Raw genomic sequence first — 16,628 nt, forward strand, 5'->3', positions numbered from 1 at the left:
GGTTGAAGTTCGAAGACAGCAAAAATCAGGGACACTTACATCCCTGATTTCGCTTGATGACCAGAATAAGTTGTTACATCACCCACCTGTTAGGGTGAGTATGTGCTGTAGCGGCAATCAGCTGCTTACCACTTGGAGCCGCCGGAGCTTCGGCCGGATTTGCCGCCGCCAAACGAAGAGCCGCCGGAGGAACGTCCGCCGCCACCGCCGCCCCCCCAAGAAGAGCCGCCGGAAGAGCGTCCGCCACCGCCAAGCCCGCCGCCGAATCCTCCGCCTGGCGGGCCGGAATTGCGTCTACGGGCTTGTTCCCGGCGCTGCTGCTCCCGCAGCATGGCCATTCTGGCTGCGCGTTCGGCCTCTTCCTTCTGGCGGACGAGCCGGTTCGCTTCCTCTACGAAGGAAGCGATCTGCGAAGCATAGGAGCGTCCTGTCTCCTCCAGCTGATCCAGATCGTAGGGACCCGAGGCCAGACGCTGCTCCAGCTCGGTATACTCCGGCAGCAGGGACAGCTGGAAGCGGTTCTGCGAGGTAATTCCTCTGCTGTGCAGCAGATTGTAGGCGGCATCCACCCGGCTCTGCCCCTCCGTGAACAGCCTGTTCAGGCTGTCCAGGCGCTCCTCCAGAGCGTCCAGACTGCTGCTGATGCTATTCATGCTGTTTGCCGTCTCATCCTGCAAGGCAAGCAGGCGGTCTAGTCCGCTGCGGGCATTGTCATACTCTCCGCGTGCATCGCTGGTCCAGGTCTCAAGCTGCGGCACTTCCGCCGCGCCCTGCCGTAGTGCGCCGCCGGCCTCTTCCAGCAGCTTCTCCAGAGCGTCCAGGTGCTGCCGGGCGAACCGGTTCTTCGCCCCGGCAAGCCGGCTCTGCAATTCATTCCGCCGCTGGCTTAGTGTTGCCCATGTGCTGCGTACCGTCTCCAGATCCCTGAGGTTATTCTGCCGGATCATAGCCTGGCGTTCCGTCATAGCCACGGCTTCAGTCAGAAGGGCATCCATGTCAGCGCCAATCCGGCGCACTTCGTCCATATCGCCGCTGTGCAGCGGCGCTTCCATGGAACTGGCGGCAGCGGAGGCCTGGTCCAGGCTGTCGTAAGGCTTAACCTTCATATTGTGCAGAGAGTTCTGGTCGATCAGCCCGGTAATCCGGCTACGTGCAGCCGCAAGGACACCGGGGAAGGCTTTCAGCTTGTCGTCAAAGGTCCCCACATCCTGCACATCCTGCTCAATCTGCTGCTGCCGCTTCTTCGCTTGTGCAGTAATCTCCTGGGCAGCAATGGGGTCGAACAGCTCCAGTTGATCTGCCTTGGCCGTCTCTTCGGCCAGCTCCTGAAGATCTTGGGCAATCTCCTCCAGCGTATAGCCCGTCCCCAGGGCCGCTTGCTGCCGCTGCTCCTCAAGCTCCGGGGCAGCCTGCTTCAGCTCGGTGATCTGCTGCTTGACGTTCCGGTCGGCATCGCTGACGACTGCGATATTCTTCTCCTCTTCCTCCAGGGAGGCACGGAATTCCCCCTCTGTCTGCTGAAGCTGCTCTGCCGCCGCCTTAAGCGCAGACAAGCGGTAGAACGGCGGCAATGGGGCTTGCCCGGCGGTCTGCAATGCAGAGATTTCGACCAGCCGGGAGGTCAGACGCTTCGAGATGCCCTCGACCATCTCCCCGGTCTTGCCCTGCACGATCCCCTGGAAAGGCTGAAGGGACTCCAGGGCGCGGTTCGCCCGTACCAGCAGGTCAGCGAGCTGCTCACGCTGTGCGGATAGTCCCTTGCGGCGGCGCAATCCGGTAATTAGTACATACAGCAGCAATACCAGCAGCGCGGCCAAGACAAGACCGCCTGCGACCGGCAGGAGAGGGAATCTGCTGCCGCTGTCGTTAGGATTATAGCCAGCTCCTGCGGTACCGGTATCCGCACTGCCTGCCGCACCGCTGCCGGTATTACTGCTCGGTCCGCTGCTGCCAATGGCTTGCAACTGCTGGATCACAGAACGTATGCCTTCAGGGATATCTCCGATTTTGGCATAAGGATTAAAATATTTCTCCAGCACCTTGTTAATGGCTGCGCTGCCCGCAGCTCCGCTCTGTTGTATGGACCAAGCATCGAGCGCATCCTGCAGCCCGGGGTTAATGAAGCTGATCTCAGTCAGCTGATCTTCGTAAGCGATCAGGAGCAGGATGTCCCGGGACTTCAGCCCCCAGGTATCATATACATCCGCAGCATAACTGGACATGTCGCTCCCGGCTACCGAATCAACGGTTAAGACATGGAAGGTGTACCGGTCTGTAGTAGCAATCCGGGCAAGGCTCTCTGCTTCTTGGGCAGACAGCAGCCGGGCTTCATCCGTAATCACTCCCTGCTGTGCGGGAACATTCGCAGCATAGACCCCCGGAATCCATAGCAGGGATAATATCAGGACCAAGGCGAGGGTGAGGTTTTTTCTCAAGCTGACACACTCCGATCTATAGGCTATTGTTCATTGTAGTATGCTGATCATTATACTATATCATTACACATTCTAAGCCCCGCAGATGCAGGTACCCCGGAATTGACGGAATAAACGTACAAAAACCGCACCCCGGTAAGGGATGCGGCTGTGTAAGAAGTAAGCTATATTCATCTATTTCTGTATGAAATTGGCTATCTGGTCTCTAGGCACAGGATATACTGCAACCGGGACTTGATTTCTTTCTGCCATTTCATATCTCCGACCTTCACAGCAAGATTGAGCAGGTCCAGGTAATCGTCAACCTGCAGGGCGGTCCGGGTAGTGGCTGCGTTCATGGGTGTTCAGTCTCCTTTTGGCTCAAATATAGAAAATAATGAATGTTGCACATCCAATAATGATAATCATTATCAACCGTTACTGTTATTATCCACACTTTAACCGCAAAAAGCAATACAAATCTAAAGTTTTTGATCAAATCTAAGATGATGCACTGAAGAGTTAAGGATATGAACCCGCAGGATGTGCACAATTTATCGGAAATGAGAAAAAAGGAGCAGGAACCCTACCATATTTTGTCGAATAAGCTTGTATACATAGTTAAGCCGATCTTACTTGGGATAAAGGAGAATTGCGATGAAGCGGTGTAAATTGTTGCTTCTAATTAGCATTGTGCTCATGCTTGCACACCCCGCTGCCGCTTATGCCGAAAGACAGGAAATTAAGTACCAGGCAGAACTGGATTATCCACCTTATAAGTACATACAGAATGGTTATCTGACGGGCTTCGATATTGATCTGACAAGTATGATCTTTGAGAAGAACGAATATCTTGTCCACTACAGCACCGGGAATTGGGAGCAGACGTACCGGCGGTTGAGTGAGGGCAGGATTGATACTACCGGGCTAATGGCTGTCAGCGAGCAGAGGAAGAAGGACATTCTTTTCTCAAAGCCCGTGTTAAAAAGCTATATTTCTGTCTATTCGCGCCAGGGACTCCAGGGTGAGGTGACGCTGGGCACACTCCGTAAGTACAAGATCGGTGTTGGCAAAGGACAATATGCAGAGACCATCCTGCAGAACGAGGCGGGTATCCCGCCATCAGAATACATAGAATATGCAACCGTACCGGATGCACTGGACGCTCTGCGTCAAGGGGAGATCGACCTGCTGTTCGAGAATCAGGGGGTTGTCGATTATCTGATTGTAGAACAGGGCTTAACCGGTAATATTATCCGCAAGATGAGCAATTTATATCCGCAGGATGTGGCCTACGGCATCAGCAAGTCCAAGCCGGAGCTGGTGTCTTACGTCAATGCAAGGCTAGAGCGTCTGGTAAGCACCGGTGCCTTCGAAGAGCTGTACCAGCAGTATTTCTTCGTGCATTCCGACCATTATAATGAAAAGATGCGTAACCGGATTTTTACCGTATTCTCCATCGGGACCCTTCTGCTGGTATTCGGTGCGGTCCTGCTCCGGATGTATATCCGGCGGCTGCGCCGTACGATTCATTCCGAACAGGAATTCTTCAAGGATGTGATCGAGAATACCGGGGTGATTGTATGGGCTGTTCACGGGGACAAACGGAGCGTGCGCTTCAATAAATATGCCGAGATAATGACCGGGCTGAAGGAGAAGGAGGTGCTGGGCGTAAGCATAGATGAGCTGCCAAGCCTGGAGGCCGGAGCCGCTGTGCTTAGGGATCTCCTTGCCAGAGCGGCAGCCCGGGATTATGTGACCAATGTCGAGCTGAGACTTCCCGACCATTCTCCGGGTGCGCATTATTTCTCCGTCCGCACAGCCCTCATTAAGGGGATGGATGAGCAGGCGGAGGATATCTTCGTGCTGGTCGGCATCGATATCGATGAACGCAAGCAGAATGAGCTTAAGCTGCAGCTTAGCTACGAGGAGCTGGAGTCTACATATGAGGAGCTGGCGGCCACAGAGGTAGAGCTGCAGGATCAGTTCAATAAGCTGGGGGTCAGCGAACGGCGGTTCCGCCTGGCCTCGGAAGGCTCTGGTGCGTACATGTGGGAGCTGGACTGGGACAGCGGCTTCTACAAGCTCTCGGACCGGTGGTACGAGGTAATGGGATATACTGAGGCGGAGATCAACTCCTTCGAGGGAGGCGTGCTCAGCATTATTCACCCGGATGACCAGGAATCCGCGCGCAAGGCCAGACAGGAGCATCTAACCGGGTTGACCCCGATCTATGAAACCGAATACCGGATGAGAACAGGGCAGGGGGAGTACATCTGGTTCGAGGTGCGGGGCAAGGCAATCGTTGACCCGAAGGATCAGATTGTCCTGTTCCTCGGCTCCCTGATCGACATCAGTAAGCGCAAGCAGGCAGAATTCAAGCTAAATAACAGCTACCAGGAGCTGGAGGCAACCTATGAGCAGCTTACAGCGACCCAGCAGGAGATTGTAGGACAATATGATATGCTGCTGGAGAATCAGAAGAATATGCATCGCCTGGCGTATATGGATTCGCTCAGCAATCTTCCGAACCGGCTCAGTCTGCTGGAGACGATGGAGAGTTATTTCCGCCGGACGGGAGGCAGTGCGGCGCTGCTTTTCGTAGATATGGATAATTTCAAATACATCAATGATACGCTTGGACACAAGTCCGGGGATATTCTGATCCGCAAGGCCAGCGAACGTCTCCAGTCTGTAGTGCGCGAGGAGGATCTGCTGTCGCGGCTGGGCGGAGATGAATTTGTGATTTTCCTCAAGGATATTGAGAGCCGGGTGGATGTGCTTAATCTGGCCGAGGATATTATGCGTGCGTTCCGCAAGTCTTTTCTTATCGGTGAGAGCAATCTGTATGTGTCCTCCAGTATCGGAATCTCCTTCTACCCCGAAGACGGCGAGACGACGGAAGAGATTCTGAAGAACGCCGATGTAGCGATGTACCGGGCCAAGGAAGAGGGGAAAAGCACCTACGTCGTATATGATAAATCGATGCATACCGCCTTCAATGACCGGATGAATATTGAGAAGCATCTGCGCAGTGCGATGAATAATAACGAATTCGAGCTGCATTATCAGCCGCAGGTACAGATGGAGACCGGGCTGATCTCAGGCTTCGAGGCTCTGATCCGCTGGAACAGTCCGGTTCTCGGCTTTGTCTCCCCGCTCTCCTTCATCAAGATTGCCGAGGATTCCCGGCTGATTATCTATATCGGGGAGTGGGTGCTGCGGGAGGCCTGCAAGTTCATGAACAGCATCCATCAGCGGACCGGCATTCCTTACAAAATATCGGTGAACATCTCCATCATTCAGCTCCTGCAGGATGATTTCGTAGAGATTGTGCTGGACAGTCTGGAGGAGAGCGGCCTTGCGGCGTCGAGTCTGGAGCTGGAGATTACAGAGTCGATCTTCATGGAGTCATTCGGGAGAACGGTCAGCAAGCTGGAGTTCCTGCAGTCCCGGGGGATACGGATTGCCCTGGATGATTTCGGAACGGGGTATTCCTCTCTTAGCTATCTGCAGCAGCTGCCGATCTCTACCCTCAAGATGGATAAAATCTTCATTGATTCCCTGGCCGATAAGGCCTTTAGTGAATCTTTTGTGCAGACGATTATTATCCTGGGCCACAAGATGGGCCTGGATGTAGTAGCCGAGGGTGTGGAGGATGCCAGCCAATGGGCTTTCCTCCGGGAGGCTCACTGCGATAAGGTGCAGGGGTATCTGATCAGCCGGCCGGTGCCGCAGCGCCAGGTCATGGAACTGCTCGTTCCGCAGAGACGGTATGGGGCGGAGGAGCTTGAATAGAGCGCAGAGAACAGGTGCACAGGAAAGCGGGTCCCCGGCATAGGTTGCTATGCACGGTGACCCGCTTGTTTGGGATACAGGATGGGTAGCCTTACAGAATGACGATTCTGTTCTTACCGGTTTTCTTGGCCTCGTACAGGGCATCATCCGCCTGCTGAAAGATAGAGCTCTTGGAATCCCCGCCGTTATATTCATGCATTCCGATGCTCACGGTAACCGATTCATTGTCCATTTCGCTGATCGGAAGGCTTGCAATTCCTGCGAGGATATTCTCCATAATGCGGCCCGAATCCTCTAATGTCTTGGATGTCAGAATAATCACGAATTCCTCCCCGCCGTACCGCGCTGCGAAGTCATCCGAGTCGATATGCTGGAGCATGACAGCGGTGACCTGCCGGAGAACGATGTCTCCGACCCAGTGCCCGTAACGGTCATTGACCTTTTTGAAATTGTCGATATCAATAACAGCCAGCTGCATCGGAAAAGGATTGCTCTGCTGATGGTCAATCAGCCAGCCCAGGTACTCATGAAAGGTCTTATGGTTGTACAGGTCAGTCAGCGGGTCGATCTTGGACAGCCGGTCCATAATGATGTTCTGGATGCGCAGCTCCTGCTCTGACTTCACCGAATTCTCCAGTGAGCGCATCAGCTCCTTGCCCCGCGCAATTACGGCGAAGCCGGTCAGGGACACTGCCGCGAAGATCAGGGTAATGATGATGTTCTGGATGCGCAGAGTGAAATCGTAAATAGATGTGTTCAGGAACAGGATGACAATGTAGAACAGACAGATCAGTGAAGAGGCCCTCAGATAATTCTCCTTGAGATAGATCATGGATACCAGCATGGGAAGCAGCATAATCAGCGGCTTCACATGATAGTCCGGACTGAGATTCGTAATGATCAGGATGCCGTACAGATGGCTTGTCAGAATGATCAAGAGTTCAGATAACAACGGTTTACATCTATGGACAGCTTCGAGTATCAGCAGCAGAACGAACAGTATAGAATCCGGAATCCAGATATGCAGTAGGGTATATTGTCTGCCGGACAACTCGGGCCGATGCGCCGACATCGAGAAGTAGACAAATAATTGGCTGGCCAGATAGACGAAAAGCACCAGCCAAAAGGTATTGAGGAGAACCCGGTTCCAGTACATTTGGCGAGGAGTTGGCGGTGGGGTCTGCATAAGATGTTCCTCTTTTCCAGTGACTATGTACTTATATATTCGACAATGTTCTTGTTTCTCCTTCTAGGTCTTATGTCTTGGGATAGGACTGGGATAACGTTCGTGTTTGTAAGGTGTTTGGTAGGTTGTCAAAGCGCTACATTCTTCGTAATGCTGTAAACACGAACTATTAATGCTATTCATCATTGACACATTCGGATTTGTTAGGTAAAATTCCAATTGGCCCGTAATAACGGGCAAAGTTGTTCGTATATCCTCAATGATAAGGTTTGGGGGTTTCTACAGGGGACCGTAAATTCCTGGCTACGAATAGGGTGCATTTTGCATACCTATGAAGAGGCCGGGTTTTTTGTGTGCTGTTGTGCGCTGCTTGGTTAAGTGGACTAATATACTGCAGAGACGCTTTGCGGACCCTGTCAACCGCAGGCCGAAGCCGTTTCACCTTGGGAGGAACAGAGAAGATATGAGTAAATATGATGTAATTGTTGTTGGAGCCGGTCCGGCTGGAATATTCGCCTGTTATGAATTAACGTTGAAGGCCCCTGAGCTGAAGGTGCTGCTGGTGGACAAGGGACATGATATCTACCGCCGCAACTGCCCGATCCTGGAGGAGAAAATCAAGCTCTGTCCGCCCGCCTCCGGCCGCAAGGAATTCGCCGGCTGTCTGCCGGCCTGCTCCATTACTGCAGGCTTCGGCGGTGCTGGTGCGTATAGTGACGGCAAATTCAACATTACCACCGAATTCGGCGGCTGGATGACGGATTATTTGCCTCCTTCCAAGGTGATGGAGCTGATTAAATATGTGGACGGGATCAACCTGGAGCACGGGGCAACTCCGGTCATTACCGATCCAACGATGGAGAGCATCCGCGGCATTGAGCAGCGGGGATATGCCGCCGGGCTGAAGCTGCTGCGGGCACAGGTCCGCCACCTCGGAACCGAGCAGAATCTGGAGATTCTGAAATCGATCTATGAATATCTGCGGACACGCATTGATATGTTATACAAGACAGAAGTAGAAGATATCGTTACCGTCAAAGAGAACGGAACACACCGCATCACAGGCATCACGCTGAAGAACGGGGAGAGTCATGAGGCCGGCCAGGTGATGATCGCTCCGGGACGGGACGGCTCGGCCTGGCTGACCGAGGTGCTGAAGAAGCGCAGGCTCAAAATGTACAATAACCAGGTAGATGTTGGCGTACGTGTAGAAACCTCAGATGTGGTGATGCGGGAGATTAATGAGCATCTGTACGAGGGCAAATTCATCTTCAATACCTCCGTGGGTACACGTGTCCGCACCTTCTGCAGCAATCCCTCGGGGCATGTGGTTGTGGAGAATCACAGCGGAGCGATGGCCGCGAACGGGCATTCCTACAAGGACCCTGCGCTGGGCTCGAAGAATACCAACTTTGCGCTGCTGGTCTCCCATACCTTCACCGAGCCGTTCGACAAGCCGAATGAATATGCCCGGGAGATCTGCAAGCGGGCGAATGATCTGTCCGGCGGCGGGGTCATTGTACAGAAGTATGGAGATATCCTGCGGGGCCGCCGGTCTACGGAGACCCGGATCAAGGAAGGGTTCCTGGAGCCGACGCTGAAGGAAGCGGTGCCTGGCGATCTGGGGCTGGTGCTGCCGTACATCACGATGAAGAGTCTGATTGAAATGGTGGAGGCCCTGGAAAAGGTAACCCCGGGCATTGCCTCAGAGCATACGCTGTTCTATGGCGTGGAAGCGAAATTCTATTCCGCCCGTCCGAAGCTGACGGAAGAGTTCGAGACCGAAATCTCCGGCCTCTACTGCGGCGGCGACGGGGCAGGCATTACCCGCGGGCTGGCCCAGGCCGGAGCGGCTGGCGTCTGGATTGCCCGCGGCATGATGGCGAAGAACGCACAGGAAGCTAGGGTCCAACCGGCGGGAGTGTAATTCTGGGCCGGAAGACGCCGGAAAGACAGCCGTATCCTCAGATGCTGGGGGTGCGGCTGTTTTTTAAGTATGCTTAAAACCCAATGGCAATTGGCTGGTAGAGCGGAGCACGGACCGAATGTATGTGGAAAACAGCATACATTGTGCTCGCAAGCAGGAACGCGGACCAAATATATGTGGAAAACAGCATACATTGGCTCGTAAGCAGGCGCACGGACCGAATATATGTGGAAAACAGCATACATTATGCTCGCAAGCAGGCACACGGACCAAATGTATGTGAAAAACAGCATACATTGGGCTCGCAAGTAGGCACACGGACCGAATGTATGTGAAAAACAGCATACATTATGCTCGCAAGCTGGCGCACGGACCGAATGTATGTGTGGCCGGAAGTCCATAACTTCTCTGGAGTCGCGGCAAACCCCTAACAGAAAAAATATAAGTGCAATCTATAGAGTAGTGGTTTCCTTAATTTAACTCTGCTGATATAATGTTAGAATACATAACATGATAGAGTGGAGTGAACGTGCAGAATGGGAATTCGCCGGAGCAAGGCCGCTATCGCTATTATTTTGCTGTTGGGTGTGGGGTTGTATGGCTTATGGATGGAGATGTACTGGGTACATAAGGTTGTCTATCTGCTGCTGATGGCGGCGCTTGCCGGGCTTGTGCTGGATATCCGCCGGGGCGGGGTGCTCGGAGCCGGGCAACTGGCGGAAGCCCGGAGCAAGGTAGAGCTGCTGGGCAATGAAATTGTTGTCACCTCGGACCGGCTGCACGGTGCTCTGGAGGAGATTACCCGCCATACCGAAGGGCTTCAGCAGACTGCGGACTATTCGCATGCCTATGAGGTGGAGCTGCAGACCCGCAGCAATGAGGCGAAGGCCAATATTGAGGGGGCTTTTGCCAGGATGGGCGGAGTTGCTGCGGTTACCGGGCAGATTGGAGAGCTGAACGGACGGCTGAGTACGGCGATGCAGGCAGCACGTACAGGGATGGCGGAGATGGTGGATTCCCTGAAGAATACAGATGAGGTCATGGAGGAATTGCAGGAGCAGAGCGGAGATATGCTGGACAAATTCACCGTGTTAAGCGGACATATTGCGCTGGTGGAGGAGATGAATGCCCTGATCGTAGGCATCGGCAATGAGACCTCGCTGCTGGCGCTGAATGCCTCGATTGAAGCTGCGCGGGCCGGGGAAGCGGGCCGGGGATTCGCTGTGGTCGCAGGCCGGATCAGGCAGCTGGCCGATCAGAGCCGGGATTCCGTGGAGCGCTCAACGGCGGTGCTACGGGATCTTAACCATGGCGTACGGCAGGTGCTGGAGTCGGTCACGAAGGAGCAGACAGCGGTTGCGCATGGAGTGAATGAAGTAACGAAGGTGAAGCAGCGCCTCGGGGATATCTCGGCCCGGGTGGAGGAAGTTGGAGTCATAGTTACAGAGTCAGCGGCTGCGGCAGAGCGGCAGAGCAGGCTGATCGAAGAGGTGACCGGCGAGTTGAGCGGTGCTGTGGGGATTGTCAATGAGACCATTGCAGGCGTAGATCTGACCCTGGAGCAGGTAACCCGCCAGCGGACACAGATCGGGCAGCTTAATGAGATCAGCGCGAGTCTGCTGCTGGAATCCCAGACCCTGCAGCAGTCGGTGAACGGTATTACCGGACGCGAAGTCATTGAGCTGGGCCAATATACGGCGCGCCTTGAGGAAATGCAGACGGTGCTTCAGGAGATAGCTGCCAAGCAGGAGATGTGTGCAGCGGATGCGGACATCCATGGCAGAGTTCTTACGGCCTGTAAGAATAAGGTGCCGGATGTACAGGCCATCTGGTCCAACCGGACGGATGGCACCTTCATCTACTCCGAGCCGGCAGCCGGGCTGCTGAATGCGAAGCGCCGCGACTGGTGGAACGGGGCGATGGCGGAAGGCCAGTACGTCTCCAAGCCGTATGTCTCGGCCATTACCAAGCGTTCCTGCATCACGCTCTCCAGAGCAATTACGAACGGGGACGGGGAGATTGTGAGTGTGGTGGGGATTGATCTGGCAGTTTAGAGGCATTGAACAGTGGACGCAAACTGCTCACTAGTGAATTTCAAAAGAGTTTGTTTGTAGGCACACATATAAAAAACCAACAGCTGTCTGGAACTGATAAAAAGTCCTTGACTAATGTTGGTTCAATTAGTACGAAGGCTATCTAAAACGGTTGCTTCAAAAATTATTGACTGATCAGGTCTAACATGAAAATAAGTGAATCTCTATCAGGATAATCATATTGTATTGGCAAATCACCTTTAGTAATTTCTTTAAAACCAACTTTTTTGTAAAAGCTGTGTGACCTAGTTGCTTTTGATGGTGTGTCCAAAATCACCTTAGAAAGCCGATGTTTCTGCGCAAAGTCAAGCATAGCTTCGTAAAGACCTGTTCCTATCGCAAGCTCTTTGCCGCGGTAATCTTTATAAACAAAAAATTTCTTTAGTACAGCAATATCGTCAGTTTTCTTTTGCAAACCGATTGAGCCTACTACATCACCGTTTTCGTTTAAAGCTACCCAAAAGTTACCACCCTCTTTAACATAATTCGATTGAATATCTAGTATATCTGGTTGCTCTTCAACACTAATACCTACACCATATTCATCATTTTGTACATGCAATATTAGCTTAATAACTTCTTCTTTATATCTATCAGCATAAAACGTAATCATTTTATTAACTCCTTTATGCTCATTTTGATTCCGCTAGATGATAAACAGCTCGAAGAATCGGCGCAGCAGGTATTTTGAGGGGCTGTTATAGCCCCTATAGATTACTTTCGTTTCTTACGGCCAATTAAGCCGCCTACTATCCAAAAGATCAAAATACCAACAAAGGCAAATACAATCCAAAAAGCTATACGCACAGGCTATCACTCCTTTAAAGCAACAATACGATAATAGTTAATTTTCCGCAATATAAAGGCTTTTATACCCAGGGAGAGAACAGACAAAAAAAGAGTTGCTTTCGCAACTCTCTCCTGATGATACAACAAAACACAGTAGCCATGCCAAGCAGCACTCCAATTATGACGTCAACCATTAGAGGCGGATGCGCGGATTGCTATAACCATTATCCCAATTTATAATGGACCGATAGCTTGTCCTATGGAGGCGTGAGTGTGCAATATAATCTGAGTATTCTGCTGCAATTGTTGGAGCGGGCAGCGCTGCTGCTGATGTGTCTGTTCGTCCTGAGCCGGGTGCCGCGGTTCAAGGAGATTTTTGCCAAAGGGGTTCATGCCCCTCAGGAGCTGGCGATTGTCACGGTTATCTTCAGCCTGTTCGCCATCTTCGGAACCTACAGCGGGATTAATGTGGAAGGGTCTCTGGTTAACGTGCGGATTATCGCCATCATCGCCGGAGGGATTCTGTTCGGTCCTTGGGTCGGGCTGATTACCGGGATCATCTCGGGCGTACACCGCTTCCTGATCGATATCGGCGGGGTCACCTCGCTCCCGTGTCTTATTACCAGCATTACGGCGGGCGTGGTATCCGGGATCATCTACCGGCGCACTTCGCCTGAACGCCGCTGGATCGCTGCTATTGCCGCCGGAATGGCCTGTGAGGCATTGACGATGGCGCTGATTCTGGTGATGGCTGATCCCCAGTCGCTGGGGGTGGATATCGTGTCCAAGATTGCTTTTCCGATGATTATGGGGCAGATCTGTGCCGGGCTGATCGTTACGCTTGTGCAGAGTGTAGAAGGGGAGAAAGAACGGATTGCCGCGAAGCAGTCCAAGCTGGCGCTGGATATTGCCAATAAGACGCTTCCGTATTTCCGCAGTATTACTCCCGAGTCGCTGCGTACCATCTGCGGAATCATCCAGGAGGATATCGGGGCGGATGCGGTGGCAATTACTGATACCCGAGTCATTCTGGCCTACGTGGGTGTCGGGGAAGAATATTATGCCGAAGCTAATGAGATCATCAGTGAGGAGACGAAGCAGACGCTGCGCAGCGGGGAGATTACCATCCGTGACGACGATACCGAATACATGAACCGTGACATCCGCTCGCTGATCATTATCCCGTTGAAGGAGAAGGGGGAGGTGACGGGATCACTCAAGATCTACTATACCCACGCGCATAAAATCACCTATTCCCTCCAGGCAATGGCTGTAGGGCTGTCACAGATCATCTCCACACTGATGGAGGTGTCACGGGTTGAGGGGATCAAGGAGATGGCCAACAAGGCCGAGCTGAAGGCACTGCAGACCAGCATCAACCCCCATTTTCTGTTCAATGCGCTGAATGCGATTATCTCCTCGATCCGGATCGACCCGGACAAGGCGCGCGAGCTGATCGTCAATCTGTCGGGGTATATGCGGTATAATCTGGAGCTGGCCGATGAGTCCATAGATATCCGGCGCGAGCTGCAGCAGGTGCAGCATTATGTGGAGATTGAGAAGGCCCGCTTCGGCAGCCGCCTGAGCGTTCTGTACGATATAGATGAGGTAGCGGTGCGCATTCCGAGTCTGGTCATTCAGCCGCTGGTGGAGAATGCGATTATCCACGGGATTTTGAAGGGGAAGGGGAACGGAACTGTAGACATCTCGGTCAAAGACCACGGAGACAGCGTAAGGGTGCGAATTGCCGATACCGGAGCGGGGATCAGTGAAGAAACGATTGCGAAGGTCTACAGCGGAAGCATGGAGGGCAACAAAATCGGCCTCAACAACGTGCACCAGCGTATCAAGCTGATCTATGGTACAGGTCTGACCATACGGCGGCTGGCTAAGGGGACGGAAATCTATTTTGATGTGATGAAGGAGCAGCGATGAGAGCGATCATTGTCGAGGATGAAGTGCTGGCAAGACAGGAGCTTGCGTATCTGATTCAGACCCATAGCCGGATCAAGATTGCGGCGGAATTCGAGGACGGGCTGGAAGCGCTGAAGTATCTGCAGACCGATACGGTGGATGTGATTTTCCTGGATATCAATATCCCTTCAATTGACGGGGTGCTGCTGGCCCATAATATCAGCCGGTTCGCGGTCAAGCCGTATATTGTGTTCATTACAGCCTATAAGGAGCATGCCGCCGAGGCGTTCGAGATTGAAGCATTCGACTATATTCTGAAGCCTTACAGTGAGACGCGGATCAGAGCGATGCTGCAGAAGCTGGAGGGTGCCATCACGGCCAGAAGCAGCCAGAGGGAAGAGGGGCCGGTGAAGCTGGGCAGCGATAAGGTCAATCTGTGGAAAAATGAAAAGATTATCGTCGTCGATGCAGACGAGATCTATTATGCTTCGGCGCAGGAGAAAACAACGAGTGTGATCACCAAGGGGGAGGAATACAGCATGGCCCTAAGTATCAGCGAATTCCATACCCGCCTGCCGCAGGAACAGTTCTTCCGCTGCCACCGCTCCTATCTCGTCAATCTGTCCAAAATCAAGGAAATCATCCCCTGGTTCAACAACACCTATCTGCTCCGGCTGCATGATCTGAATGTGGAGGTTCCAGTCAGCCGCAGCAAGGTGAAGGAATTCAGGCAGATTATGCGTCTCTAACGGCAGTTCATTCCCCGTCAGTGTCATCTCATTCCGGATTTCTCTCAGATGGAGCTCCTTTCGCTACAATGAAGAGGCCAAGTAAGCCTTGAAGCGACTTCAGCGACTTCAGAGAGAAAGAGGGAATTCTGATGATAACGGATACAGCCAGTAAACGGTGGCTCATCGTATTAGGTACAGTGATTATGCAAATGGGACTAGGTACCATCTATACCTGGAGTCTGTTCAATGCACATCTTGTCAGTACATTCGGGTTCGAGCTCAGCTCAGTTTCGATAACGTTTTCTATTACCAGCTTTGCCTTGGCCTTCGCCACACTGTTCGCAGGCAAGCTGCAAGACCGGTTCGGTCTCCGCAGACTGACCGCAGCTTCCGGTATCCTGCTGGGGCTGGGGTTGATGCTAAGCTCGCAGGCTAGTTCCCTGCCGATGTTCTACCTGCTGGCTGGCGTAGTGGTCGGGTATGCGGACGGAACGGCGTATATTACTTCGCTGTCCAACCTGATGAAGTGGTTCCCGAAGCATAAGGGACTGATCTCCGGGGTGTCCGTGGGTGCTTACGGAACGGGCAGTCTGATCTTCAAATACATCAACGGCGGCCTGATTGAATCGGCGGGGGTGTCGGATGCTTTTCTATACTGGGGCCTGATGGTCATGCTGATGATCCTCCTCGGCGCGCTGCTGATCCGGGAGGCTCCGTTGGCTGCACCTGCTGTAACTGCTGCGGGAAACCGGGCATCGTCCGCCTCCGGGGCTGCTCTGCTGCCCAAGGATTATACCGTGAAGGAAATGCTCCGCACGAAGGAAGCGTACCTGCTGTTCGTGATTTTCTTCACCGCCTGCATGAGCGGCCTCTATCTGATCGGTATCGTGAAGGATATCGGTGTGCAACTGGCGGGTATGGATGTGGCGACGGCGGCGAATGCGGTAGCGATGATCGCTATCTTCAATACGGCTGGACGCCTGATTCTTGGCGCATTATCCGACCGGGTAAGCCGGACCAAGCTGATTAGTATCACGCTCGCGGTAACGGCTGTGGCGATGTTTACCCTCAGCTATGCCACACTGAGCTATGGCTTGTTCTTCGCCTGTGTGGCGGCCATCGCCTTCTGCTTCGGAGGTAACATTACCGTCTTCCCGGCGATTGTCAGTGACTTCTTCGGCCTGAAGAATCACAGCAAGAACTACGGCATCATCTATCAGGGCTTCGGAATCGGCGCGCTGTCCGGCTCGTTCATCGCCGCCTTCCTCGGCGGGTTCAAGCCCACCTTCATCATCATCGGTCTGCTATGTATTCTGGCTTGTATCCTGGCGCTTTCGCTGAAGCCTCCGGTAGCCGGAGCGGCCCGGGCCAAGGGAATGAGCCTGAAGCCTTCACGGCATACGGCTTAACCATATATCGACTTACGTCGGCTTAAGAAAGTACAGACAAATAAGAGTACTATAGACAAACAAGAGTACTACAGACAAAGAGAATAGTTCCGGAGAAGAGATGTCCTACTTCCGCGTTAGCGGGTGGGAGGTCTTTTTTTCATGGTCGAAAACAAACATATTTTTCGAGGCACAACTCCAGCATGAAAATGAGCAGTGTGCCTAATACAGAATGTCGTCCGTTCATCTGTTTAGCTTACCTAATTCAGCAAACCGACCCCAAATGGCCCGGATGCACCGCGTCGGCCAAATGTAATCGAAAAACCGATCAAAATGGGACGGGGTGCGCCACATCGGCCAAATGTAATCGAAAAACCGATCACAATGG

General features: G+C 53.0%; 10 protein-coding genes and 1 riboswitch. Of the genes, 6 read left to right on the forward strand and 4 right to left on the reverse strand.

The window, feature by feature from the left end; genetic code table 11:
- Window positions 1-125: 125 nt before the first annotated feature.
- Together MKX51_RS00300 and MKX51_RS00305 are read right to left on the reverse strand one after the other, a co-directional pair.
- Window positions 126-2,435 carry a TPM domain-containing protein gene (locus MKX51_RS00300; protein WP_340990796.1) on the reverse strand — a complete coding sequence of 770 codons (2,310 nt, stop codon included), beginning with the start codon at window positions 2,433-2,435 and terminating at the stop codon, window positions 126-128.
- 194 nt (window positions 2,436-2,629) lie between these two features.
- Complete coding sequence (locus tag MKX51_RS00305) at window positions 2,630-2,773, reverse strand: hypothetical protein (RefSeq protein ID WP_200869518.1); 144 nt, start codon at window positions 2,771-2,773, stop codon at window positions 2,630-2,632.
- Between the two features lie 298 nt (window positions 2,774-3,071).
- Between MKX51_RS00305 and MKX51_RS00310 the strand changes: the two genes are divergently transcribed.
- Window positions 3,072-6,212, forward strand: a complete 3,141-nt coding sequence (locus MKX51_RS00310) for an EAL domain-containing protein (RefSeq protein WP_340990797.1) — start codon at window positions 3,072-3,074, stop codon at window positions 6,210-6,212.
- A 91-nt stretch (window positions 6,213-6,303) separates the two neighbouring features.
- Here the strand turns inward: MKX51_RS00310 and MKX51_RS00315 are convergent, their stop codons facing one another.
- Window positions 6,304-7,398 (reverse strand): GGDEF domain-containing protein, encoded by a 1,095-nt coding sequence (locus MKX51_RS00315; protein WP_340990798.1) that lies wholly within the window; start codon window positions 7,396-7,398, stop codon window positions 6,304-6,306.
- A gap of 226 nt (window positions 7,399-7,624) precedes the next feature.
- Window positions 7,625-7,724: riboswitch (purine riboswitch) on the forward strand.
- A gap of 137 nt (window positions 7,725-7,861) precedes the next feature.
- Between MKX51_RS00315 and MKX51_RS00320 the strand changes: the two genes are divergently transcribed.
- The gene (locus MKX51_RS00320; protein WP_340990799.1) at window positions 7,862-9,325 is read left to right on the forward strand and encodes an NAD(P)/FAD-dependent oxidoreductase; all 1,464 of its coding nucleotides are present in this window, start codon (window positions 7,862-7,864) and stop codon (window positions 9,323-9,325) included.
- Between the two features lie 536 nt (window positions 9,326-9,861).
- Window positions 9,862-11,379: a methyl-accepting chemotaxis protein gene (locus tag MKX51_RS00325; RefSeq protein ID WP_340990800.1), complete on the forward strand. Its 1,518-nt coding sequence runs from the start codon at window positions 9,862-9,864 to the stop codon at window positions 11,377-11,379.
- A 163-nt stretch (window positions 11,380-11,542) separates the two neighbouring features.
- Here MKX51_RS00325 and MKX51_RS00330 read toward each other — a convergent pair whose 3' ends face one another.
- Complete coding sequence (locus MKX51_RS00330; RefSeq protein ID WP_340990801.1) at window positions 11,543-12,031, reverse strand: GNAT family N-acetyltransferase; 489 nt, start codon at window positions 12,029-12,031, stop codon at window positions 11,543-11,545.
- Between the two features lie 506 nt (window positions 12,032-12,537).
- Between MKX51_RS00330 and MKX51_RS00335 the strand changes: the two genes are divergently transcribed.
- The 3 genes from MKX51_RS00335 to MKX51_RS00345 all read left to right on the forward strand — a co-directional run bounded on the left by MKX51_RS00335 (window position 12,538) and on the right by MKX51_RS00345 (window position 16,261).
- Entirely contained in the window at window positions 12,538-14,142 is a 1,605-nt protein-coding gene (locus tag MKX51_RS00335) for a LytS/YhcK type 5TM receptor domain-containing protein (RefSeq protein WP_445322046.1), read from the forward strand.
- On the forward strand, window positions 14,139-14,870 hold the full coding sequence (locus MKX51_RS00340; protein ID WP_340990803.1) for a LytR/AlgR family response regulator transcription factor: 732 nt from the start codon (window positions 14,139-14,141) through the stop codon (window positions 14,868-14,870). Before MKX51_RS00335 ends, MKX51_RS00340 begins: the two co-directional genes overlap by 4 nt.
- A 134-nt stretch (window positions 14,871-15,004) precedes the next feature.
- Complete coding sequence (locus tag MKX51_RS00345; RefSeq protein WP_445322047.1) at window positions 15,005-16,261, forward strand: L-lactate MFS transporter; 1,257 nt, start codon at window positions 15,005-15,007, stop codon at window positions 16,259-16,261.
- The last annotated feature ends 367 nt before the right edge of the window (window positions 16,262-16,628 follow it).

Source organism: Paenibacillus sp. FSL M7-0420 (assembly GCF_038002345.1).
Taxonomy (GTDB): Bacteria; Bacillota; Bacilli; order Paenibacillales; family Paenibacillaceae; genus Paenibacillus_AQ.